This window comes from Sphingobacterium sp. DR205 (assembly GCF_011064245.1).
GTDB lineage: Bacteria > Bacteroidota > Bacteroidia > Sphingobacteriales > Sphingobacteriaceae > Sphingobacterium > Sphingobacterium athyrii.
Map to the genome: position 1 here is coordinate 2,875,062 of NZ_CP049333.1, position 24,334 is coordinate 2,899,395.

General features: G+C 40.2%; 16 protein-coding genes. 9 read left to right on the forward strand and 7 right to left on the reverse strand.

Annotation, left to right across the window (positions count from 1 at the left end; genetic code table 11):
- Positions 1-18: 18 nt before the first annotated feature.
- On the reverse strand, positions 19-2,136 hold the full coding sequence (locus tag G6053_RS12145; protein WP_108631963.1) for an HDIG domain-containing metalloprotein: 2,118 nt from the start codon (positions 2,134-2,136) through the stop codon (positions 19-21).
- A 152-nt stretch (positions 2,137-2,288) separates the two neighbouring features.
- Between G6053_RS12145 and rpe the strand changes: the two genes are divergently transcribed.
- From rpe to G6053_RS12165, 4 genes are all read left to right on the forward strand, one after another.
- Positions 2,289-2,969 carry a ribulose-phosphate 3-epimerase gene (rpe, locus tag G6053_RS12150; protein WP_108631962.1) on the forward strand — a complete coding sequence of 227 codons (681 nt, stop codon included), beginning with the start codon at positions 2,289-2,291 and terminating at the stop codon, positions 2,967-2,969.
- 367 nt (positions 2,970-3,336) lie between these two features.
- Positions 3,337-6,099 carry a bifunctional aconitate hydratase 2/2-methylisocitrate dehydratase gene (locus tag G6053_RS12155; RefSeq protein WP_108631961.1) on the forward strand — a complete coding sequence of 921 codons (2,763 nt, stop codon included), beginning with the start codon at positions 3,337-3,339 and terminating at the stop codon, positions 6,097-6,099.
- Positions 6,100-6,149: 50 nt separating this feature from the next.
- Positions 6,150-8,417 carry an aconitate hydratase gene (locus G6053_RS12160; RefSeq protein ID WP_108631960.1) on the forward strand — a complete coding sequence of 756 codons (2,268 nt, stop codon included), beginning with the start codon at positions 6,150-6,152 and terminating at the stop codon, positions 8,415-8,417.
- 176 nt (positions 8,418-8,593) lie between these two features.
- Complete coding sequence (locus G6053_RS12165; RefSeq protein ID WP_108632894.1) at positions 8,594-9,466, forward strand: hypothetical protein; 873 nt, start codon at positions 8,594-8,596, stop codon at positions 9,464-9,466.
- 107 nt (positions 9,467-9,573) lie between these two features.
- Here G6053_RS12165 and G6053_RS12170 read toward each other — a convergent pair whose 3' ends face one another.
- Positions 9,574-10,410, reverse strand: coding sequence for an MBL fold metallo-hydrolase (locus tag G6053_RS12170; RefSeq protein WP_108631959.1), 837 nt, complete (start codon positions 10,408-10,410; stop codon positions 9,574-9,576).
- A 245-nt stretch (positions 10,411-10,655) separates the two neighbouring features.
- Here G6053_RS12170 and pckA point away from each other — a divergent pair, with 245 nt between their 5' ends.
- Positions 10,656-12,272 (forward strand): phosphoenolpyruvate carboxykinase (ATP), encoded by a 1,617-nt coding sequence (gene pckA, locus G6053_RS12175; RefSeq protein WP_108632893.1) that lies wholly within the window; start codon positions 10,656-10,658, stop codon positions 12,270-12,272.
- A 75-nt stretch (positions 12,273-12,347) separates the two neighbouring features.
- Here the strand turns inward: pckA and ppk2 are convergent, their stop codons facing one another.
- The 3 genes from ppk2 to G6053_RS12190 all read right to left on the reverse strand — a co-directional run bounded on the left by ppk2 (position 12,348) and on the right by G6053_RS12190 (position 18,048).
- The gene (gene ppk2 / locus G6053_RS12180) at positions 12,348-13,157 is read right to left on the reverse strand and encodes a polyphosphate kinase 2 (RefSeq protein ID WP_108631958.1); all 810 of its coding nucleotides are present in this window, start codon (positions 13,155-13,157) and stop codon (positions 12,348-12,350) included.
- Positions 13,158-13,731: 574 nt separating this feature from the next.
- Entirely contained in the window at positions 13,732-17,274 is a 3,543-nt protein-coding gene (gene smc, locus G6053_RS12185) for a chromosome segregation protein SMC (protein ID WP_108631957.1), read from the reverse strand.
- Between the two features lie 69 nt (positions 17,275-17,343).
- Positions 17,344-18,048, reverse strand: coding sequence for a DsbA family oxidoreductase (locus G6053_RS12190; RefSeq protein ID WP_165306610.1), 705 nt, complete (start codon positions 18,046-18,048; stop codon positions 17,344-17,346).
- 110 nt (positions 18,049-18,158) lie between these two features.
- On the opposite strand from G6053_RS12190, the gene G6053_RS12195 reads away from it, so the two are divergent.
- Positions 18,159-18,974 (forward strand): patatin-like phospholipase family protein, encoded by an 816-nt coding sequence (locus G6053_RS12195; protein ID WP_108631955.1) that lies wholly within the window; start codon positions 18,159-18,161, stop codon positions 18,972-18,974.
- A 99-nt stretch (positions 18,975-19,073) separates the two neighbouring features.
- Here G6053_RS12195 and G6053_RS12200 read toward each other — a convergent pair whose 3' ends face one another.
- Complete coding sequence (locus G6053_RS12200) at positions 19,074-19,985, reverse strand: glycerophosphodiester phosphodiesterase family protein (protein ID WP_108631954.1); 912 nt, start codon at positions 19,983-19,985, stop codon at positions 19,074-19,076.
- Between the two features lie 363 nt (positions 19,986-20,348).
- Here G6053_RS12200 and topA point away from each other — a divergent pair, with 363 nt between their 5' ends.
- Genes topA through cmk form a run of 3 tightly spaced genes read left to right on the forward strand, consistent with a single transcriptional unit; the run spans position 20,349 to position 23,859 of the window.
- Positions 20,349-22,748, forward strand: a complete 2,400-nt coding sequence (gene topA, locus G6053_RS12205) for a type I DNA topoisomerase (RefSeq protein ID WP_108631953.1) — start codon at positions 20,349-20,351, stop codon at positions 22,746-22,748.
- A gap of 2 nt (positions 22,749-22,750) precedes the next feature.
- The gene (locus tag G6053_RS12210; protein ID WP_104382157.1) at positions 22,751-23,164 is read left to right on the forward strand and encodes a hypothetical protein; all 414 of its coding nucleotides are present in this window, start codon (positions 22,751-22,753) and stop codon (positions 23,162-23,164) included.
- Positions 23,164-23,859, forward strand: a complete 696-nt coding sequence (gene cmk, locus G6053_RS12215) for a (d)CMP kinase (protein WP_108631952.1) — start codon at positions 23,164-23,166, stop codon at positions 23,857-23,859. The genes G6053_RS12210 and cmk overlap by 1 nt, the downstream gene beginning before the upstream one ends.
- A 59-nt stretch (positions 23,860-23,918) precedes the next feature.
- Here the strand turns inward: cmk and G6053_RS12220 are convergent, their stop codons facing one another.
- Entirely contained in the window at positions 23,919-24,212 is a 294-nt protein-coding gene (locus G6053_RS12220) for a hypothetical protein (RefSeq protein ID WP_108631951.1), read from the reverse strand.
- Positions 24,213-24,334: the final 122 nt, after the last annotated feature.

Consider the following 24,334-nt stretch of genomic DNA (forward strand, 5'->3'; position numbering starts at 1 on the left):
GTTGTTTAGCAATTAAAATTACAATGTTTTTTTGCTTAAATCGTAATCCACCCGTACATGGTAAATACTTTTGAGCATAGCCTTGAAGATAACGGCCGATTCGGTAATATCTTTCAATGTAATATTGCTATTATTGAATTGTCCGCGCATCAGTTTATGTTCGATTATTTTATCCACAAGATTATTGATGGACTCCTCTGACGGTTCTTTTAAAGCTCTGGACGCCGCTTCCACTGAATCGGCCATCATGAGTACAGCCGTTTCCTTAGAGAAAGGAATAGGGCCGGGGTAGGTAAATAAAGACTCGTCAACGAGTTTGTCCGGATTGTTTTTAACAAACACATTGTAAAAGTAGTCCACACGGGTGGTGCCATGGTGCGTCCGGATAAAATCGAGGATCACTTCGGGAAGCTGATGTTTCTTAGCGATATCCACACCTTTGATGACATGGGAGATAATGATCTGTGCGCTTTGTTCCGGAGAAAGTTCATCGTGTGGATTTTTTTCCGTTTTTTGGTTTTCAATAAAAAATTGTGGATTGGTCAATTTGCCGATGTCATGGTACAGTGCTCCGGCGCGAACCAACAGCGGGTTGCCTCCAATTTTATAAATTGCGGCCTCAGCCAGATTTGCTACCTGTAGGGAGTGCTGAAAGGTACCCGGTGCTTTGAACGATAGTTCCCGTAATAATTTGGAGTTACTGTTTGTGAGCTCCATCAGGGTCAGGTCAGATACTATTCCAAAGAGTTTTTCGAAAGCATAGATCATCGGATAGGCCAGCAACGTGATCATGACACTGACCAGGAATGGAAGGAGGTCCGACCAGTAGATGGTGTCAATAGAGCCATTTCTTGTGACCACTAGCCCGATGTAAGCGATCCAGTATGTCCCCAAGATAATTGCCGAAGAAACAAACAGCTGCTCACGTTTTACCAATGTTTTGATACTATAGATTGCAACAATGCCTGCCATAAATTGTAAAAAGACAAACTCAAAACTGTTCGGTACAAAGAGTCCGGCCAAAAGCACCATCAACAGATGGATATTCAGCGCGACACGGGTGTCAAACAGGATGCGAATGATAATGGGGACGGCACAAAACGGAATATAATACAAATTGGGTATTTTGATCTTGATAGCCCAAGAGAGTACGGCAAGCATCCCGATGATGACAATCATAATAATCATCAATAACCTATTGTTGAAATAAATGTCCTTTCGGAAAAGGAAAAGAAATACCATGAGTATCGAAAGAGCGAGGGATATGATCAGAAATTGTCCCAGAGTGACATAGTTTTGATTTCCGCTTATTTTGCCTTCATCTTCATACACTTTACGTAGCGATTCGAGCTTCTGGTAAGTCTCATTGGATATAATTTTTTCTTTTTCCGCAATCAGTTCACCTTTCTGAACTACACCTCGCGTGGCGGATATATTTGTGATCGCATTTTGTTCAAGCGCTTCGGTTTGCTGATCGTTATAAATGTAATTAATCGTGATGTAATTTTTTAATGTCTCCTCGAGCCAGCCTTTCTGTTTGATTTTGGTCAGCTTGGGCATTAAATTGTCCATATATTCATAAGAGCTTTCAATGGTGTAACAGTCCGCCGTATTTTTTTGTGAAGCAACCTTATCTTGTATTAATGTAAAATTATAATGTTTCGAAGCTGGGGATTTGTCATTGTTGCGGTTTTGAAACCGGTTATTCAGCGAGAGAATACCTTTCCCATAGAGGTGGTTTAATATTGCATTTCCGGCACTGCGATAATCGTTGATATTTTCATGTGTTGTATCCAGTTTGCTGCTTTGCCATTTTTCGGACAAATCGGTATTGAATTGGTCGATCTGCTCTTTACTTGTTGTCGAATTGGCATTATAAATCGGCTGGATCGTATTTAAGATACTTTTTTTGTCTGCATTGAGCTCTTCCTGTGTCTTCAGGATCGCAAAATTGTAAGGTGATATGAGATTTTCATGGTTCCAGACTTTTCCTTTTTGAAACTCATATCGGAATCGTGGTTGTTTGGGAAGAAAAATACAAATCAGGACGATTGTGATTAGTATTAATCCAATTTTTCGGATGAGATTTTCGGTTGTATTGAGCTCTCTTTTGTATTTTATTTTTAATCTTCCCACTGTGAACGATGTTTTTATATTAAGTTAATATACAAATGTAGTTATAATTTATTTTTTGTGAATTCTATTGGGTACAGTTTGATTCATGTTAAATATGTACAACGCTGTGTCGAAAGAAAAATACTTGTTATCTTTGCGAAAAAAAATACAACATGTCAACAAAATCACATCTTATTGCACCATCCGTTCTTGCTGCAGACTTCGCAAAATTATATGATGATATCATCATGGTAAACAATAGTGAGGCTGATTGGTTTCATATAGATATTATGGACGGTGTTTTTGTGCCGAATATCTCCTTTGGATTTCCGGTAATGCAAGCTATTGCGAAACATGCCACAAAACCATTGGATGTACATTTGATGATTGTTGATCCTGATCGTTATTTGCAAGTGTGTAAAGATTCCGGTGCCGAGATAATTACCGTGCATTATGAGGCTTGCACGCACTTGCACCGTACATTGGCAGCTATTAAAGAATTGGGCTGTAAAGCAGGGGTTGCATTGAATCCACATACGCCGGTTGCTCTTTTGAAAGATGTTTTAGCTGACTTGGATCTGGTCTGTCTGATGTCTGTCAATCCTGGATTTGGTGGACAAAAGTTCATTTCAAATACCTATACAAAAGTTCAGGAGCTCCGGGCAATGGCTGCCGGCATAAACGATGGTTTGCTTATTGAAATTGATGGCGGGGTTACGACTGCAAATGCAGCGCAGCTGTTGAAAGCGGGTGCTGATGTACTCGTTGCTGGTTCTTTTGTTTTTAATGCTTCGGATCCATTGGAGACCATCAAAAAATTGAAAGATATAGATATCAATATAGAAAGCATATAGCGGTATTTAGAGGTGATTTAATAAAATAAATCACCTCTTTTTTTTAAGATTGATAAGGGTGAAAAAATAGATTCAAAAAAAAATGGCCGGATTGCATAAGTACTGTTTAGAACAATTCCAAATTGATTTAAATAAATGGAATGCATGCGTTTAAAGTTGGATTTTCACTATTTTTGTATTTAGTCATAATAGTTGATTTACGGTAAATGAATCAACTTAAAAACACGAACTGAAGGGGCTGATTTATAATGTAATGTAGTGAACTACAGGAGTTATTATATTTGCTTAATTATATTACAGACACGGTAGCGCAGGAAGGTAAGAGTATATCTTCTGAACTACCCTTAAAATAGAAAGATTGATATCTATGAGTATTTACAACGATTACGTACAAGAGGTTGTAGAACGAGAAGGCCAAGGGTTACATCCTAAGCCTATTGACGGAGCAGAATTACTAAGTGAGGTAATTGCTCAGATTAAAGATTTAAACAATGAAAATAGAGCAGAATCTTTAAGATTGTTTATTTATAATACTTTGCCGGGCACTACGCCAGCTGCTGGTGTTAAAGCGCAGTTTTTAAAGGAGATTATTCTAGGGGGATCAGTTGTTGCTGAAATCACACCGGATTTTGCTTTTGAGCTGTTGTCTCACATGAAGGGTGGGCCTTCTATTAACGTATTATTGGACCTGGCGCTGGGTACTGATCTTGCGATTGCAGGTCAGGCGGCAGAGGTGCTTAAAACGCAGGTTTTCTTATACGATGCTGATACGGCTCGTTTGAAAGAAGCCTTTGAACAAGGTAATGCTATTGCAAAAGATATTTTGGAGAGCTATGCAAAAGCTGAATTCTTCACGAAACTTCCTGAAGTAGCAGAAGAAATTCAGGTGGTTACTTTTATTGCGGGTGAAGGTGATATTTCTACGGATTTATTGTCTCCGGGTAACCAAGCGCACTCCCGTTCTGACCGTGAATTACATGGTAAATGTATGATCACGCCAGAGGCACAACAACAAATTCAGGACTTACAGGCACAACATCCCGGTAAAAGCGTCATGTTGATCGCTGAAAGAGGTACAATGGGTGTCGGATCCTCACGGATGTCAGGAGTGAACAATGTGGCCTTATGGACCGGTAAACAGGCAAGCCCTTACGTTCCTTTTGTAAACATTGCGCCGATTGTAGGTGGTACAAATGGTATCTCTCCAATTTTCTTGACGACAGTAGACGTTACGGGCGGTATCGGTATCGACCTTAAAAACTGGGTGAAAAAAGTTGATGAAAACGGAAATGTGGTTCGCAATGAAAAGAATGAGCCTATTCTAGAAGAGGTTTATTCTGTTGCCACAGGTACTGTGTTAACCATCAATACAAAAACAAAGAAGTTATATAATGGTGAACAAGAGCTTATTGATATTTCAAAAGCGCTAACACCACAAAAAATGGAGTTTATCAAAGCAGGCGGTTCTTATGCCATTGTATTTGGTAAAAAAATCCAAACTTTTGCTGCACAAACTTTAGGTATCCAAGCGCCGACAGTATTTGCTCCTTCGAAAGAAATTACCATTGACGGTCAAGGCTTAACTGCTGTAGAAAAAATCTTCAACAAAAACGCTGTTGGGGTGACTCCAGGAAAAGTATTGCATGCTGGTTCTGACGTACGCGTGAAAGTGAATATTGTCGGCTCTCAAGATACGACCGGTTTAATGACTGCTCAGGAGTTGGAGGCAATGGCTGCTACAGTAATTTCTCCTACAGTTGACGGTGCTTATCAATCAGGTTGCCACACCGCATCTGTATGGGATAAGAAAGCGCAAGCGAATATTCCAAAATTGATGAAATTTATGAACGATTTTGGTTTGATTACTGCACGTGATCCAAAAGGGGTTTATCACTCCATGACCGATGTGATCCACAAGGTGTTAAATGATATTACGATTGACGAATGGGCCATCATCATTGGTGGTGACTCGCATACACGGATGTCTAAAGGAGTTGCTTTTGGTGCTGACTCGGGTACTGTTGCATTAGCATTGGCTACGGGTGAGGCTTCTATGCCGATTCCTGAATCTGTTAAAGTGACTTTCAAAGGTAGCATGAAAGAACACATGGATTTCCGTGATGTTGTACATGCAACACAAGCACAGATGTTGCAGCAATTTGCTGGAGAAAACGTTTTCCAAGGTAGAATCATTGAGGTTCATATCGGTACATTACTTGCCGATCAAGCCTTTACTTTTACGGACTGGACTGCGGAGATGAAAGCAAAAGCATCCATCTGTATTTCTCAGGATGATACGTTAATTGAATCGTTAGAAATTGCTAAAAACCGTATCCAAATCATGATTGATAAGGGTATGGAAAATAAAAACAATGTTTTACAAGGTTTGATCGATAAGGCTAACAAACGTATCGAAGAAATCAGATCTGGTGCTAAACCAGCATTGACGCCAGATACCAATGCCAGATACTATGCTGAGGTTGTGGTTGACTTGGATCTAATTGAAGAACCAATGATTGCAGATCCAGATGTAAATAACGCGGACGTTTCTAAACGTTATACGCACGATACGATTCGTGACCTTTCTTACTATGGCGGAAACAAAAAGGTAGATTTAGGTTTCGTTGGTTCATGTATGGTGCATAAGGACGATTTAAAAATCGTTTCCAAAATGTTGCGTAATATCGAGCAGCAAAAAGGTGTCGTTACCTTTGAAGCTCCATTGGTTGTTGCAGCGCCAACATATAATATTATCGATGAGTTGAAAGCAGAAGGCGACTGGGAATTCTTGCAAAAATATTCAGGATTTGAATTTAGCGATGCATTGCCAAAAAGTACTGCCCGTACAGAATATGAAAATATCATGTATCTGGAGCGTCCCGGTTGTAACCTTTGCATGGGTAACCAGGAGAAAGCTGCAAAAGGTGATACGGTGATGGCTACGTCAACGCGTTTGTTCCAAGGCCGTGTCGTTGAAGATAGAGATGGTAAAAAAGGAGAATCCTTATTAGCGTCTACACCTGTTGTTGTGCTTTCAGCGATTTTAGGACGTATCCCTAATATTGAGGAATATAAAGCTGCTGTCGAAGGCATTAACTTAACTAAATTTGCGCCTATTCCGACAAAATAAAAGCTATCAGGGTTTCAGTAACTTAATTAAATAACATAAATAAGAGAGATATGGCTTTTGATGTAGATATGATAAAAAAGGTATATAGCCGTTATGACGAACGCATTGCTGCGGCTCGTCAGGTGGTGAACAAACCTTTGACTTTATCTGAGAAAATTTTATATGCCCACCTTTGGGATGGTAATGCGACAGAAGATTACAAACGCGGCGTTTCTTACGTTGATTTTGCTCCTGATCGTGTCGCGATGCAAGATGCAACTGCACAAATGGCTTTATTGCAATTTATGCAGGCCGGACGTCCTAAGGTAGCAGTTCCTTCTACGGTTCATTGTGATCACTTGATCCAGGCCAAAGAAGGGGCAGATAAAGATTTAGCCCGTGCTAAAAACGAAAGTTCAGAAGTATTTAACTTCTTGAGCTCTGTTTCAAATAAATATGGTATCGGTTTCTGGAAACCCGGTGCTGGTATTATCCACCAGGTTGTATTGGAAAATTATGCATTTCCGGGTGGCATGATGATTGGTACCGATTCACATACCGTGAATGCTGGCGGTCTGGGTATGGTAGCCATCGGTGTAGGTGGTGCTGATGCCTGTGATGTGATGGCAGGCTTGCCTTGGGAACTAAAATTCCCTAAATTGATCGGTGTTAAATTAACCGGTAAATTAAGTGGCTGGGCAGCAGCAAAAGATGTTATTCTAAAAGTTGCCGGTATCTTGACTGTAAAAGGGGGAACTGGTGCTATCGTGGAGTATTTCGGCGAAGGTGCAGAGTCTCTATCTTGTACAGGTAAAGGAACAATCTGTAATATGGGCGCTGAAATTGGTGCTACAACCTCAACATTCGGTTACGATGAGTCCATGGAGCGTTACCTTCGTGCGACAGGTCGTGCTGAAGTTGCTGATGCTGCCAATGCCATCAAACAACATTTGACAGCTGATGCTGAAGTCTATGCTAATCCTGAGCAATATTTTGATCAATTGATCGAAATCAATCTTTCGGAACTGGAACCTTCATTGAATGGTCCATTCACGCCAGATTTATATACGCCGGTATCACGTATGCGTGAGGAGGCCGATAAGAATGGCTGGCCATTGAAAGTGGAATGGGGATTGATCGGATCTTGTACAAACTCTTCTTATGAGGATTTATCGCGTGCTGCTTCCATTGCGAAACAAGCGGTGGATAAAGGGCTGATCACCAAAGCTGAATTCGGTATCAATCCAGGCTCTGAGCAGGTTCGTTTTACGGCAGATCGTGATGGTTTGTTAAAGACATTTGAAGATCTTAACGCAACGATATTCACCAATGCTTGTGGTCCATGTATCGGTATGTGGGATCGTGTGGGGGCGGATAAGCAAGAGAAAAACACAATTGTTCATTCATTCAACCGTAACTTTGCGAAACGTGCGGATGGTAATCCAAATACGTATGCATTCGTTGCCTCGCCAGAACTTGTTGCTGCGATAGCAATTTCCGGTGATTTGGGCTTTAATCCGGTTACAGATACCCTAACAAATAATAAAGGCGAGCAAGTGAAGTTGGATCCACCTGTGGGTGATGAGTTACCAACAAAAGGATTTGCTGTAGATGATCCAGGTTATCAGGCCCCAGCGGCGGATGGTAGTGCAGTTGTCGTTGACGTTGCGCCAACATCAGATCGTCTTCAATTGCTGGAGCCGTTTGCCGCTTGGGAAGGTACAGATTTAAAAGGTTTGAAGTTGTTGATCAAGGCTAAAGGTAAATGTACGACAGATCATATTTCTATGGCTGGTCCTTGGCTGAAATACCGTGGTCACTTGGATAATATCTCAAATAATATGCTGATCGGTGCGGTAAACTTCTTCAATGAAAAAACCGATAATGTGAAGAACCAGTTGACAGGAGAGTACGGTCCTGTTCCGGCAACACAACGTGACTATAAAGCAAACGGTATTGGATCAATTGTAGTAGGGGATGAGAACTATGGTGAAGGGTCTTCCCGTGAACATGCTGCCATGGAACCTCGTCATTTAGGCGTCCGTGCAGTATTGGTTAAATCTTTTGCTCGTATTCACGAGACAAACCTGAAAAAACAGGGTATGTTAGGGTTAACCTTCGCTGACAAGGATGACTATAACAAAATTCAAGAAAATGATACGATTGATATCCTCGGCTTGACTGAATTTGCTCCCGGAAAACCATTAACTCTTGTCTTACACCATGCAGATGGAACACAAGAAGAAATTTTGGCAAACCATACCTATAATGCACAACAGATCGAATGGTTTAAAGCAGGTGGTGCTTTGAATATTATTCGTAAAAATCAAGCGAAATAAATTGATTCCATAAAATTTTAGCTTAAAAGCTGCTTTCCAACGAAAGCAGCTTTTTTTATGCAAGCTCTACATAAAAACATTTCTGTGATCTTCGTCATATTTTCCTAATTTCCACATGATTTATTTGGTTATAAAATAGAATGGGGGTACTTTTGCCCAACGTTTTTAGCGCTGATATGAGAAAAATATTTTTGACGATTGGAGCACTTGCATTAAGTGTTTCGAGTTTATTTGCACAGGAAAATCCCGAGATAGGAAAAAGCATCTTTAAGCCAAAGAATTTAAGGACAGAAAGTAATAAAGGGAAGTTTTTCTTCTTTTGGGGATATAACTTTTCTTCGTATGCAAAATCTGATATACATTTTACAGGTCCAAACTATGACTTCATTCTCCATGATGTAAAAGCAGGAGATCGCCCGACCAAATTTGGATCAACCTACTTTGATCCCAGCCGTTTGACTATTCCACAATTTAATCTGCACTTTGGCTATTATATCAAAGATAACTATTCCATCTCTTTAGGTTGGGATCACATGAAATATGTAATGGATATCCCACAGCAGGTTAAGATCACAGGATATATTGGCGATGAAATCTCCAATCCCAGTATACCGACGGGAAACCGGGCTGGACAATACAACGGCGAAATGATTACGGTGGATTCTGCGATGCTAACTTTTGAACATACAGACGGCTACAATTTTGCTTCGGTAGGGTTAGAGCGATACGATGATATCATCAACAACCGCAAAGGTCAACAGGTGCTCACCATGGAGTCTGGTATAGATGTTGGGCTTTTGATACCACGATCTGATGTTCGCCTTTTTGGCGAGGGCGCCAATCACTTCTGGAATATAGCTGGATACGGTGCTTCGGCAAAAGTAGGCTTACACTACCGTTTTTATAAAGGACTTTACTTGCAAGGAAACTTTAAAACGGGTTGGACAGATCTGTACAATATCCGCACAACAGGTAGAAGAGGCGTCGACAAAGCCACACAGCAGATCTGGTTTTTTGAAAACTATTGGGCCCTGGGCTTTAGATTCTAACGATTTCAATTTATAATATCATAAGAAAGGGGCTGTCAACAACAGCCCCTTTCTTATGATATTTCCGTCGGGGAACAAGATCATTTCATGAGCGCAACGAAGTCTTCCTAAATATCACTTAATTTAAAGATATCTTTGACCCGAATCCCTTTCTCTGTATGTTGTAAGGTACAGCATTCGTTAATCGGATCATGTTCAAAGAAAAGAATATATTCATTGTCTACGATTTCATTCCAGTATGTATTGCGTTCTTCCATGGTAACCAACGGTCTCACATCGTAGCCCATGACATAGGGAATGGGAATATGACCAACAGAAGGCAATAGATCTGCCATATAGAGTACCGTTTTTCCCTTATATTGAATCTGCGGCAACATCATCGCTTCGGTATGGCCATTGGCATACCGAATGCTGATATCTTTGCCAAAAGGATTTTCAATATCTTCAACAAATTTTAACTGGCCGCTTTCTTGAATAGGAAGAATGTTCTCTTTCAGAAAGGATGCTTTTTCCCTCGGATTCGGAGCTGTTGCCCAAGCCCAATGATCACCATTGCTCCAAAAATTTGCATTTTTAAATGCAGGAGATAGTTTTTCACCTTCACGAACGATCGCACCACCGCAATGGTCAAAATGTAAATGTGTCAGGATGACGTCCGTGATGTCATTTCTTTCAAAACCTAGACTTGTGAGCGATTTGTCCAGTGTGGCATCACCGTGTAAATAGTAATAACTGAAAAATTTTTCAGTTTGTTTGTCGCCGAGGCCAGTGTCTACCAACATTAATCTATTACTTTCTTCAATCAGGAGTAAACGGTTGCCCCATGTGCACATATTGTTGGAGTCGGCTGGATTTGTTTTGTTCCAAATGCTTTTTGGAACCACTCCAAACATCGCACCGCCATCCAATTTAAAGAAGCCTGTTTCTATCGCGTGTAATTTCATTTTATTAATATTTGTAAAGCTTGGAACAATTTACGAAAAATCTAAATCATAAGGACGGTACAGGAAGATATTGTGCTAAAAAAATATGCTAAAAATTTTAATTTTTTTTATCTATATAAGTGTTTGGTAATGAACTGTTTGCTTTTGTGTTTTTTATACAATAAGCCTGATTTTTAGATAATTAGGTTTTGTTTTTAGCGAAATTTGCCTTTAACTTTGGGCACATTTTAAAACAAACAAAAAATATGAAAAAGGGTAACATTGGAAACGCGCCTGATTTGAAATATTTGAAAATTGATTATACAGGAAATGTATTTTATCAATTACCTGTTTCAGAGTTGGTCGAGCATGCGCTAGCGAATCAAGAAGGAAGACTATCTGATACTGGCGCATTGGCTGCTGATACGGGAAAATTTACTGGAAGATCCCCCAAAGATCGTTTTTTGGTGGAGGATTCCCTGACCAAGGATACAGTATGGTGGGGGGAAATCAATCAGCCCATGACTCCGGCTAATTTTGATGCTTTATATTCGAAGGTTGCAGCACACTTGAGCAACAAGACAATTTATGTGCGGGATTGTGCCGCAGGGGCGGACCCAGCTTATCAGTTATCCATTCGTGTGATTACAGAAACTGCCTACCAAAGTATTTTTGCAAATAACCTATTTTTGAGACCGGAGGTCGATATCGACAATCAACCGCAATGGTCCATATTAGCTGCACCAACATTGCTTATTGCCGATCCAAAGAATTATGGTATTCGCAACGAAAATTTTGTAGCAATCGATTTTACAAGAAAAATAGTGCTGATCGCGGGTACAGGCTATACCGGTGAAATCAAGAAAAGTATTTTTTCGATTCTAAACTTTATTTTGCCATTTGAGCATAATGTATTATCCATGCACTGTTCGGCAAATACCTCCAAGGATGGCAAAACAGCGTTATTTTTCGGTCTTTCCGGAACCGGAAAGACAACGCTATCAGCAGATAAAAATAGGAAGTTGATCGGTGATGATGAACACGGTTGGAGTGAGAAGGGGATTTTTAACTTTGAAGGTGGTTGCTATGCCAAATGTGTTGGACTCACAGCAGAAAAGGAACCGGAGATTTATCATGCGATCCGTTTTGGGTCATTGCTTGAAAATGTGGTCCTGGACGAATGTGATAAACCGGATTACGATGATATTAGTAAAACGGAGAATACACGGGTTTCCTATCCGATAGACTTTATGGAAAACGCTGAAATGTCCGGGGTCGGGAATGCTCCTGAAAATATTTTCTTCCTGACGGCGGATGCCTTCGGCGTATTGCCGCCGATTTCGTTGTTAACAGTAGATCAGGCTGTCTATCATTTTGTCAGTGGTTATACAGCAAAAGTAGCCGGTACTGAAGTAGGAGTAAAAGAACCTACTGCTGCCTTCTCTACCTGCTTCGGCCAGGCATTCCTACCTTTACATCCCGCTAGGTATGCCTCTTTACTGCGCGCTAAATTGGAGCAAAACCCCAACATTAAAGTATGGTTGGTTAATACAGGTTGGATTGCCGGACCATACGGTATCGGACGTCGAATTAAATTGAACTATACCCGTGCTTTGATCCGTGCGGCAATGGATGGATCGCTGTTAGAGTCCCGATTTAACAAACACGAGATCTTCGGATTGGACTATCCAACAAGTTGTGGCGAATTTGTTCCTGAACAGATTCTGGACGCTAGAGGATTATGGAATAATAATGAAGCTTATGATATGCAAGCCAGACGTTTAGCAAAACTGTTTATTCAAAACTTCGAAAAATTTGACAACGAAATGCCTGCTTCGGTACAGATGGCCGGACCTAAAATTCCTGCGACAGTGCTCGTATAAAAGTATAGCGAATTTCACAAGAAAATACTTCCAGAAAGGGGCTCTCTTTCTGGAAGTATTTTTTACAAAGATTTGCTAATCATGTTTTTTGACAAAAGAATCCAGCTTTTCCTGTTCATTGCCGACAATTACGTTGATAAGTATCCGAAAGGAGGCCAGACGGGCTTTCTTTTTATTGTCATTGTCGATTTCAAACCAAGGTGATTTTTTTGTGCCTGTTGTTTTAAATAGGTTTTCAATATAACCGGTGTAAATATCCCATTTTTCTTGAGCCTGCTGATCTAATACTCCAATTTTCCAACGTTTTAGAAAGTCTTCTTGTCTTTCTTTCAGCCGTTCAGCCTGTTCTTCCTTACTGATGCTCAAAAACAGTTTGATCAGGATAATTCCATCGTCAATCAATTGCTTTTCAAATTCCGGGGCCTGTTTCATGAATAATTCGTGCTGTTCTTTGGTACAGAATTCAAATACCGGTTCTACCACAGCGCGATTATAGTAACTTCGATCGAAGATTACCATTTCTCCTGCATTGGGCAAATGTTTGATATACCGTTGAAAGTACCACTGTCCATTTTCTTCGGGGGTTGGTTTCGGTAATGCTACAACACGTACCTTTTTTGGATTTAAATGTTCGGTCACCCGACCAATTGTACCACCCTTTCCAGCGGCATCCCTTCCTTCAAATATAATGACAACACGTTTCCCTTTTTCAATAATATCATATTGTAATTTGAGCAGGGTAACCTGTAGATCATAGAGCTCTTGTTCATAGTCACAGACATCGTTAAATTTTTTGATTTCCAAAATTTTATGCTGCTCTAAATAGTCAAGAACATCTTTGTTTTGACGGATTTTTTGAAGCTCTTTTAAATCATATTCTGCCATAATATATTGGTTTTATCAAGTTTATTCATCTAAAGTTAGTTATTGAATTGTTAAAAAATGTCAAAATTCGAATAAATCCGACCAGCCAATGTAATATTGACGGAAAGGCGAGCGTTATTAGGTAAAGCAATGCAAAAGGATGCTTTTAGTAGTAATTGGACTTTTCATAAATTTAGGTTAATAATTGGTTAGGTAAGCTCGGAGTTCTCAACTTCGGGCTTTTTTTATACATTCAAAACTGTTTGCAATTCATATGCGAAATACTTTCCTATAGCCATGGTTTGAACCTATAGCTGAAAGATACTAGTGATTGCACTTGATATTGTTTAAATGTTAAAAAATGTTAAAGGAATAGTAATTATATAATTAATTGAAACAAGTGTCGTTTTAATTGCAAATACTTTTCATAAAATAGGTTAATATATGGCTAACGAAAGCTCAGAGTTCCCCACTCTGGGCTTTTTATTTTCATCTATGGCCAAAAAATAAGTGTTGTTTTCAAGGGTCGGAATTCTATAAGCATAAAAAAGCCCTACGATTATGTAAGGCTTTTTTATTTTTAAGTCTATATTTTTTAAGCCACTTCCCTTAAATCTACAGCAACAACACGTGAGACTCCTTGTTCTACCATGGTCACACCATAGATAATGTCGGTGCTTGCGATCGTTTTCTTGTTGTGTGATACAACAATAAACTGAGAGTTTTTGGAGAAATCACGAATGATATTATTGAATTTGTCAATATTGGTATCATCCAAAGGCGCATCTACCTCATCGAAAATACAGAAAGGTGCTGGTTTTGAAAGATAGAGTGAAAATAACAATGCTGTTGAAGTCAAGGTTTTCTCACCTCCCGAAAGCTGATTGATTGATAACGGACGTTTTCCTTTTGGCTGAGCAATGATATCTATATCCGAATCTAATGGATTGCTTGGATCAGTCAGGACGAGGTCACAGCTGTCCTCCTCGTTAAATAATGAACGGAACACTTTAATGAAATTGTCCCTTACAGCATTGAAGGTGAACATAAATTGCACTTTAGCGGTATCGTCGATTTCTTTAATTGTGGCCATTAAAGAGCCTTTGGCTTCGATCAGATCTGCTTTTTCCTTATTGATAAAATCATAGCGCTCATTCATCTCATCAAAGGCTTCTTTCGCCATTAAATTAATCGTTCCAAATTCATCGAGCTGCTTTTTGAGTTTACTGCATTTTGTCGCTAACGTAGATTGATCTTCCGCAATTTCTGGTACCTCTTCGCGCTCAATCAGATCTTTAAGTTCGATATTAAATTCTACAGACAGGCGTTCTTTAAGCGCATTGAGGTCTATTTGTAAGGCCGTTTTCTTGTCCTTAATTTCACTGACAAGAAAATCACTCTGTTCTTTGGAACGACGTTGTTGTGTGAGCGAATCCTCCAGATTATTGATCTGTTGTTTGTCTGCGTAGTACCTTTCTTCCAGCTCCTTTAGACCATCTTCCAATGCAATCTTTTGCTCATACATCGCTATAAGGTCCGCATCTTCTTCGTCCTCAAAAGGAATTGTCGTTCGCAACGCTTCCTGTACTTCAACAAGTTCAGCACTATTTCGCTCAATACGGATTTCATGATCATCTTTTTGAGTCTCCCTGAATTCAAGATCCTTGCTGATGTTGGAGACTTTATTTAGTTGTTGATGATAACTAATGTTTTCCTGATTATAGGCGATGGATTTTTCATTCAAAATCTCCGAAATTTCATGGAACTGATCCTGTAATTCCGATAGCTCCGCCACACTCTGATCTTTTTGTATACGCAATTCCTGCAGCTGAGGTTCGGCAAGGGTAAGATCAGTTTCGATACCTGCAATTTTTTCCTGGATATCTCTTTTACGTAGCTGCGAGTTGCTGATGAAAGACTGGTATTGCTCCTGTTTCGTTTTTACCGTGATCAGCTCATTGTTAAGTCTATTGAGTTGAAAACGGAGTTCATCAATGCGTTCTTTTTGTGAGTTGCTGCGTAAAGCCTCCACACGCGCTGTTTCGGCTGTTATCTTGTCTTCAAGTTTTGCAATCTCTTGGTTGAGCGTTTTAATTTCCTGGGCAAGAACCTCGAGGTTTTTCGCTCTGCCGATGCGCTTTCCTTCAAATAATCCGACAGATCCACCCGAAAGTCCCAAATGATGTTTGGCATAGCGACCATTCTTTTGTAGAATCACTCGACCTGTTTCAGGTAGCGCTTGTTCCAGTTCCTTTTCACCTTCCTGCTTTAATATATAGACATGCTGAAGAAGTAGGGTACAGAGGGCTTTATATTTTTCATCCACCGTGATCACATCCAGTGCAGACATGAGATTATTATTTGGAGGAATGGACGAAGTAACCGCGGTATCAATTGCTTCCAATACGAAGAAATGAGCTCGACCTTTTGCGGCATCGCTCAGTAGCTGGATTGCTTGAACAGCATCTTGTTGTGTTTCGACAACATAATGGTTCATGATCGGTTCCAGGTAATTTTCAATTGCAACGCGATAATCTTCCTGACAGAAGAGTACATCCGAGAACAGTGGCGGTTGCTTTTTCCAGCCTGCATTTTTCTTTAAAAATCGGATGGAATCCGGGAAACCTTCCAAGTTGTCAATAAGTGATTTTGTCAGGTTATATTCATTTTGTTTGGCATCAACTAACCTGAGGTCTTTCGCAAGCTGTGCTTTAAACTCTTCCAGATTTGTCTGGCATTGAAGAATTTGCGCCTGTAACTCTTCTTCAAGTGCATTGGCCGATTCATAATGTGCTTGTTGGGCCTCAACACGGCCTTCCAATTCAGCTGCAGCATTGTCAAATTGTACTAGCTCGGTTTCCTTTGCTTCGGTATCCGCGCTGTTGCGCACAGCTTCCTGAAGAAGGGCTTCTTTTTGAATATTAAAAACAGCTAGGTCTTTCTCCAGTTTATAAATTTTGGATTGAAGTTCAGCGTTACTTTTGTTGAAGATATCCAATTTACCTTTGGCAGACTGCTGCTGGCCGCGTAAAGCTTCCACTTCAGATTTATTGGACTCCAGGTTGTCTTTTAATGAATCAAGTTTATTCTGTTCATCAAACAACTCCTCGTTTAACCTTTTAATCGTATAGAGAACGTGATTAAGTTGTTGTTTGTCGCTATTGATGTCTAGATTTAATCTGTTTTCTTTGTCCTGAAGATTTTTTACTTTCTCATTTTTTATCTTTTTTTCCGATTCATAGCCACGGATTTTGTTCACAAATTCCTGTGTTGCCTTTTGCTGTACGGAAAGGTTTTTCTCCTGTTCCAAATTTACCTGACGCAACGACTGCAATTGCGTTTCTGCGTTCAGGATCAATTCCTGAGAATTTGCGGCGTCTTTCTGAACTTTAGACTCCTGTGTTTGAAGCCGGTCAAGCTCTGTCGAAAAATCAGCAATTCTATAATAAGCGAGATCAATGCTGCTTTGACGGTATTCTTGCTTGAGCAGGGTATATTTCTCTGCTTTTTTTGCTTGATTTTCTAACGATTTGAGATTTTTTGTGATTTCATAGAGTAGATCGTCCACGCGGCTGAGATCAGCTTCTGTATCTCTCAATTTTGTTAGTGTCTGTTTTTTACGCACTTTATATTTTGAGATTCCGGAGGCTTCCTCAAAAAGATTTCTACGCGAATTGTCCTTGTTGTTGATGATTTCATCAATCATTTTCAATTCGATGATGGAATAGCTATCCGCACCAACTCCCGTGTCCAAAAATAAATCCGTAATATCTTTTAAACGGCATTTTACGTCATTCAAACGGTATTCGCTATCGCCATTGCGGAATAATTTACGGGTGACAGTGACGGTCGAGAATTCCGTTGGGAGGATATTATTATTGTTATTGAAGGTTAAGGAAACTTCGGCAAGATTGGCTGGTTTTCTATTTTTCGTTCCGTTAAAAATAATATTCTCCATTTTATCAGAACGTAGCATCTTTGTACTTTGTTCACCAAGTACCCAGCGTATTGCGTCCACTACATTGGACTTTCCACATCCGTTTGGTCCAACAATAGCGGTCACACCATCGTTAAAGTTGATCGTGATTTTGTCTCCGAAACTTTTAAATCCCTTTATTTCTAGTTTGGTTAACTGCATTTATACCAAATTTGTTTGTCGTTATAAGCTTGCGAAAATAGTAAATTAAACTAAAACTTTTTTCTTTCTTTACTCACATTTTCCGGTTTCAGGATCACAGGAAGGTCCATCTTCGCCTCTTTGTTGCAGCGGGGTGACTTGGTTAGCCAAACATTCTTGAATCGTATTGTGAAAAACCTCCATGGGTTGTGCGCCGGGAATCGCGTATTTACGGTCAAACACAAAGAAAGGTACGCCGCGGAGACCAAGGTTGACTCCTTCTTGAATGTCCTGACTAACATCGTAAGCATAATTGTCGGAGGCCAGAAGTTCCCGGACACCCTGCTCGGGCAGGCCCGCAAGTCCGGCCAGCTCAATAAGGGTAGGGTTATCGTTGACATCCAGACCATCGGTAAAATGTGCTTTAAATAATGCTTTTTTTAATGTTGTTCCCTTGCCATGTGCCTGTGCAAAATGGAGAAGGCGATGTGCCTTTTTGGTATTTACAACGATTGCTTGATCGAAGTTTAACGCAATCCCCAGTTCTTTCCCCTGCGCACTGAGCTGCCCTGTCATTGCCACGATATCGTCCATGCTCATTCCCTTTGTCCGGACAAGATAATCGTATGTTGGCATGCCTGCGGCATCTTCCGGAAACTCAGGGTTGAGCTGATAGGATTTCCAAATCATCTCTGTCTGAACCTCAGGCGCAGCTTCCTGTAGTGCCAGCTCCAGCTTTGTCAAACCAATATAACAAAATGGACAAATGATGTCCGACCAAATTTCTATTTTCATAATTCTTAATTTACTCCGTATATTGTAATCAAAAATACATATTATAACGATGATTATCGGATTACATTGTTGGGTCAATGTCAACATCATTATAATGCAGGTTTAAGCATATGTCAGAGAAAGATTTTTTGAACCGAAAGGTAACACTCGTCCTGGGCGGTGGCGGAGCAAGAGGATTGGTGCATATCGGTGTTATCCGTAAATTGGAGGAAATGGGTTTCGAGATAGATGAGATCGTCGGTTGCTCTATCGGTGCGCTGGTGGGGGGGATCTATGCCCAGGGAAAGATGGATGTACTGGAAGACTGGATGCATAATCTCACAAAGAAATCGGTTTTCAATATGATGGACTTCAGTTGGAAGGGACTAGGGATGATGAAAGGGATCAAAGTTTTCAATGCGTTGAAATCGGTGATTCCCGATGCAAATATTGAAACTTTTCCTATTTTATTCAAGGCTGTCGCGACAGACCTAAACTATGAGGAAGAAGTTGTCCTGGATTTTGGGAGCATGTATGATGCGATCCGGGCCTCCATAGCCATACCAGCTGTATTTACTGCGGTCGAGGATGATACCCATGTCTATGTGGATGGCGGAGTGCTCAACCCTTTGCCGATTAACCATGTCACAAAAAAAGAGAATTTAATTATCGCGGTCAATCTGGAATCGAAGCCCGATAAACAATATTCCGTTATCAAAAAGCTGGACACAAAGACCTCAAATTCCCTGGATATTCTTCAGGCATCCTATTATGTCATGCGCCGAAAAATGAGCCGTATGATTATTGATCTCTACCGTCCGGATGTCGTTGTTGATATTCCTTATAATATCTGTAATTTGTGGGATTACCACCGTGCCGAATTTTTAGTTCAAAAGGGTAGGGAGTATATCGATAAGGCTCTTAAAAATAAAACCAAAATAAAGTAGTCATTGGCATTGCACCAGCTTAATTTTGGTCTATGTATAATTAAATCGCCGTCTTCTATTACATACGGCGATTTGTTATGCTATTAAAATATCAGGATTTTAAAACAGATTCGGATAATCACTGATTATTCCGTCCACCTTCAGTACTTTTAGTTGTTCTATCTCCGCTTTTGTATTTACCGTCCATGGAATAACTTTAACATTTGCTTTGTGGTATTGCTTGACAAAGTCGCGGTTTACCAACTTATACTGGGGGCTGATGATGAAAGGCGTAAAGCCTAACGCTGCGATTGTCTCCGTTGCATTTTTTGCATAATTGGCATCAATCAGATACGATACTTTTATTTGGGGGTAAGCTTTGTTTAGATACTTGACTGCTCGAATATCAAAGGACTGAATAACAGTGCGGGCAGCAATCTTTTTCTCAGTAATCACCTGTACCACTAAATCAACAAATTCTTCCACTCTAGGGTGATAGATACCATCCTTATTCTCGCTACTTTTTACTTCGATGTTATAAAACAAGGGGGCCTTACTCTTTTGAAGGGCATAGGCTTCTGTACTATCAATGAGGTCAGCGAGTTTTGCAATGCGCGTCACCTGTTTTTTTTGTTCAGGAAATTCTTTGTAAAACTTCGAACCGATATCATACTTAAGGAGATCTTTATAGTTTATTGCAAAAATTTTCAAGGATTTGTCCTTCTCTGCGAGCTCACTGCCATCCGGCTTTAGGACAAATTTTGGATTGAGATAGTCGTCGTGAAAAACAACAACTTTACGGTCTTTGGTGATGTGGCAGTCCATTTCCAGCGTCGTCACTTGCGGTAAGTCAATGGCATTTTTCATTGCGGCAATGGACTCCTCGGGGTACAGACCTCGCCCTCCACGGTGGGCTTCCAAACTAAGTTTAGGAAAGCTGTTTTCTGTTTTTGCCGAATCTTTCCTAACTGAACAAGATGCAAACGGTAATAATAGGCCCAAAAAGGCTATTCTAAGAAAAAATATTTTCATTTATTATTATATTTAAAACAAAATAAGGGTAAATTATCCCGTTTTGAATAGGCGAATATACATAACCTATTTTATTTTTGACAATTTTGAATCGTTGATTTCCTCTCTTTCGAAAGTGTTTTCGAAAGAGAATAAACTAAAATGAATTGTCGAAATTGTTGAAATGAAAAAAAACGAAGTTTTGAAGTTCTGTTAATATCATTTTTTAGAAGCAGTAAGACGCTTAGAGGACGATTGTAGCGTGACTGAAAATAATACAATACACATATATATAAGGAGGAAATCTATTTTTTTTGTCTTTTTTGCAAGAAATTATTGTCATTCCTTTTAGAATTCCCTTTATTTGCACAAATCTCAAATTAGATGGCGAAAAATTTATTGATAGTTGAGTCTCCGGCGAAAGCAAAAACGATAGAAGGATATTTAGGAAGCGATTTTTTGGTAAAGTCGAGTTATGGGCATATCCGTGATTTGGTGAAAACCGATGATGCGATTAATACAGAGAAGAATTTTGAACAGAAGTATGAAGTTCCCTCTGATAAAAAAGCAGTCGTGAGTGAGCTGAAGAAATTAGCTAAGGCAGCGGAAACTGTTTGGCTTGCATCCGATGAGGACCGCGAGGGAGAAGCTATTTCCTGGCATTTATTTGAGACATTGGGATTGAAAGACGAAAGTACAAAACGTATTGTGTTTCATGAGATCACCAAACCGGCGATATTGAAAGCCATCGACAATCCCCGTAAAATAGATTATAATCTTGTCAACGCACAACAGGCGAGACGAGTTTTAGATAGATTGGTGGGTTTTGAACTGTCCCCGGTTTTATGGAAAAAGGTGAAACCTTCTTTATCAGCAGGTCGTGTACAATCTGTTGCAGTTCGATTAATTGTAGACCGCGAACGTGAGATTAACAAGTTTGAACCGGAGGCGGCTTTTAAGATTGTTGCGTTTTTCCATACGGGCAAGATTAAAGATAGTTTTAAAGCCGAGCTTCCACAACGATTTGCGACGGAAGCAGAAGCGACACGATTTTTGGAAGATTGTAAAGCCGCTTTGTTTGCGGTTAAACATCTGGAAACAAAACCGTCAAAACGTTCGCCGGCTGCGCCATTTACCACATCAACCTTACAACAGGAAGCAAGTAGAAAACTTGGCTTCTCGGTCGCAAGGACGATGCAGGTTGCTCAACGTTTATATGAGTCGGGACGTATTACCTATATGCGTACAGATTCCGTCAATTTGAGTGATACGGCTATTGAAGCGGCAGAAAAAGAAATTAAATCGGCTTATGGCAATCAATACCATAAAGTAAGAAAATATAAAACAAAAACTTCGGGTGCGCAAGAGGCACACGAGGCTATACGTCCTACCTATTTTTCGGAACATACCATTGAAGGTGATTCGGCTGAAAAAAGGTTATATGAACTGATCTGGAAGAGAGCAATTGCATCTCAGATGAGTGAAGCAGAATTTGAACGTACGCTGGCTAAGATTTCTATTTCTACACGTCCGGAAGATCTGAATGCTTCAGGAGAGGTGATGAAGTTTGACGGTTTTCTGAAAGTTTATATGGAATCCGTAGATGATGATCAGGAGACAACACTGGATGAAGATAGCGATAACGCCATCCTGCCACCATTGACGGTTGGATTACAGCTGACGTTGAAAAACATGTCAGCGACGGAGCGCTTTACAAGACCTCCGGCACGTTATACGGAAGCGGCATTAGTGAAAAAATTAGAGGAACTAGGTATCGGTAGACCGTCTACCTATGCGCCAACCATTTCTACAATTCAAAATCGTGGTTATGTTGTTAAAGAAGAACGGGAAGGAAGATCACGCGACTATCGGGTATTGACTCTCGAGAATGCCGAACTGAAAGCCGTTACAAAAACAGAAATTACAGGTGCCGAAAAAGGGAAAATGTTCCCCACTGATATCGGTATTGTCGTGAATGATTTCTTGGTGGAGCATTTCAATGGTATTGTAGATTTTCACTTTACGGCGAATGTCGAGAAAGAGTTTGACGATATTGCGCATGGATTGACCGAGTGGACAAAAATGCTACACGATTTCTATGGCCCTTTTCACTCCGAAGTGGAGGATACGCTGGAAAATGCGGATCGTGCCAATAATGAACGTGAACTGGGTATAGATCCAGTTTCCGGAAAACCGGTTTCTGTACGTATCGGAAAATTCGGGCCTCTGGTTCAGATCGGTTCGCCAGATGATGAGGAAAAACCTCGATTCGCATCGTTGCGCAAAGGACAGATGATTGAAACGATTACCTTTGAAGATGCCATGGAGCTATTTAAACTCCCCAAAAAAGTAGGTGTATTTGAAGATAAAGAGATGACAGTTGCTATCGGTCGATTTGGACCTTATATCCGTCATAATTCCGCTTTCTATTCTTTGCCAAAAGGCGTAGATCCCTTGGACGTTACCGAAGAGGAATGCATTCAGATTATTCAGGAGAAACGTCAGAAAGATATTGAAAAAGTGATCCGTGTTTTTGATGAAAATCCGGATGCACAGATCGAACAGGGCCGTTGGGGACCGTTCATCCGTTTTGGAAAGCAGAACTTGAAAATTCCGAAAGGAACAGAAATCGAAAAAATCAGCTATGAAGATGTGCTGAAGTGGGCGGAAGCGGATGCACCGAAAGGTAAAGCTGTTAAAGCAAAAACTGCCGAAAAGAAAACAGTTGCTAAAAAAGCGACAGCAAAGAAGGCTCCAGCAAAGAAAACGACAAAGTCTAAATAAGGATGAAAGCAGATTTGCCAGAAAATATAGTAAAAGATATTATGATTGCCGTGGTTTTGGAAGGCGAGACCGTGGAGACAAAAAACTGGACAGTGTACGTTATTAACGATAAAAATATAGCGATACAGAATGTGCTGATCAGCTCAAAAGGTTACGGTGAAAAAGATGGTCGGCAAGTAACCACCACCACTTTGCGGCATTTCATCGGAAATATTGAAGCAAAATCCTTTGATCGGGTCGAGGCAATCGACGAGCAGGTATTTGGCCTGACCAATGAATATTGGTTGAGTTTTTATATTGACAATATTATTTACGATAAAAAATATATCTTTTTACCCGAAAGCATCGTCGATGGCAACCTGACTAAGGTTCCCTTGGTCAATAAACCCGGTGTCATCATAGGAGGAAACGAATAATGAGCACAAGACACAATTTTATCATTGCCATAGATGGTTTTTCTTCCTGTGGAAAGAGTACACTGGCGAAAGCTCTGGCTAAAAAATTAAAATTTGCCTTTATTGACAGTGGCGCGATGTATCGAGCAGTAACGCTCTATTTTATACGCCATCATATTGCTTTGGACGATCAGCAAGCGATTGATAGTGCCCTAAATGATATTCATATTGACTTTATTCCAAACGCTGTCAAAACGGAGATCCACCTGAACGATGAAGATATCTCGGAAGAGATCCGTCAGATGTATATTTCCGATAAGGTGAGCGAGGTCAGTGCGATTAAAGCGGTACGTACCGCCATGGTTGCGCAACAGCAAAAGCTGGGCAGCCGCCGAAATATCATTATGGACGGTCGTGACATTGGTACCACGGTTTTTCCGGATGCCGATCTCAAGATCTTTATGACAGCTGATCCTAAAGTTAGGGCCGCCAGAAGATACCTGGAATTAACGGAAAAAGGGGAGGATGTCACACTTGAAGAGGTGGTGGAAAATCTTGCCAATCGGGACCGAATTGATAGTACCCGTGCAGAGAGTCCTTTGCGGCAAGCCGAAGATGCCATCGTGCTGGATAACTCAAATTTGACTCCAGAACAACAGCTGCATTTTGTCGAAGAAGAATATCTGAAAGTCAAAGCAGCCAGGATACAAGTATAAATTAGTACATAACAAAAGATGCCGATTGAAAAATCGGCATCTTTTGTATTTTGGCCCAGCTATTTAATACTATTAATTTGCTGTTGCTCCAGTAATTTGCCTACATTGTTTTTTTCTCCAAACTCTGCAGTCTGTTCTTGAAAAGATTCCAGTAGCGCTTTGATAGCCTCTGAATTATCCGCTGTACGTTGATAAATCTCAGGAATTGTCTTTTCAATATTCTTATCTCCAAGTTCGATGTTATCAACTTCGATTTTGCCTATTTTTTCTAAAACAGCTTGTTGACTGTTTCTGACATCTTCTAACTCTCTTGCTATTTTTTCCATCAATTGGAATTTCTTCAATTTATCCATATGCAATATCTTTAGTTATACTGTAATAAGAACAATGCCGCTCGAAACTTTGTTTTGTTTTTTTTCAAAACTAGAAAAAATAGGCTTTATCACTTGTTGTGGCGCAAAAAAAGCCAGCCCTT

Excerpts from the sequence above, each read along its gene's own strand:
- rpe (WP_108631962.1), top strand. The coding sequence starts at position 2,289 with ATGTCAACAAAATCACATCTTATTGCACCATCCGTTCTTGCTGCAGAC.
- G6053_RS12155 (WP_108631961.1), top strand. The coding sequence starts at position 3,337 with ATGAGTATTTACAACGATTACGTACAAGAGGTTGTAGAACGAGAAGGC.
- G6053_RS12160 (WP_108631960.1), top strand. The coding sequence starts at position 6,150 with ATGGCTTTTGATGTAGATATGATAAAAAAGGTATATAGCCGTTATGAC.
- G6053_RS12165 (WP_108632894.1), top strand. The coding sequence starts at position 8,594 with ATGAGAAAAATATTTTTGACGATTGGAGCACTTGCATTAAGTGTTTCG.
- G6053_RS12170 (WP_108631959.1), bottom strand. The coding sequence starts at position 10,410 with ATGAAATTACACGCGATAGAAACAGGCTTCTTTAAATTGGATGGCGGT.
- pckA (WP_108632893.1), top strand. The coding sequence starts at position 10,656 with ATGAAAAAGGGTAACATTGGAAACGCGCCTGATTTGAAATATTTGAAA.
- ppk2 (WP_108631958.1), bottom strand. The coding sequence starts at position 13,157 with ATGGCAGAATATGATTTAAAAGAGCTTCAAAAAATCCGTCAAAACAAA.
- smc (WP_108631957.1), bottom strand. The coding sequence starts at position 17,274 with ATGCAGTTAACCAAACTAGAAATAAAGGGATTTAAAAGTTTCGGAGAC.
- G6053_RS12190 (WP_165306610.1), bottom strand. The coding sequence starts at position 18,048 with ATGAAAATAGAAATTTGGTCGGACATCATTTGTCCATTTTGTTATATT.
- G6053_RS12195 (WP_108631955.1), top strand. The coding sequence starts at position 18,159 with ATGTCAGAGAAAGATTTTTTGAACCGAAAGGTAACACTCGTCCTGGGC.
- G6053_RS12200 (WP_108631954.1), bottom strand. The coding sequence starts at position 19,985 with ATGAAAATATTTTTTCTTAGAATAGCCTTTTTGGGCCTATTATTACCG.
- topA (WP_108631953.1), top strand. The coding sequence starts at position 20,349 with ATGGCGAAAAATTTATTGATAGTTGAGTCTCCGGCGAAAGCAAAAACG.
- G6053_RS12210 (WP_104382157.1), top strand. The coding sequence starts at position 22,751 with ATGAAAGCAGATTTGCCAGAAAATATAGTAAAAGATATTATGATTGCC.
- cmk (WP_108631952.1), top strand. The coding sequence starts at position 23,164 with ATGAGCACAAGACACAATTTTATCATTGCCATAGATGGTTTTTCTTCC.
- G6053_RS12220 (WP_108631951.1), bottom strand. The coding sequence starts at position 24,212 with ATGGATAAATTGAAGAAATTCCAATTGATGGAAAAAATAGCAAGAGAG.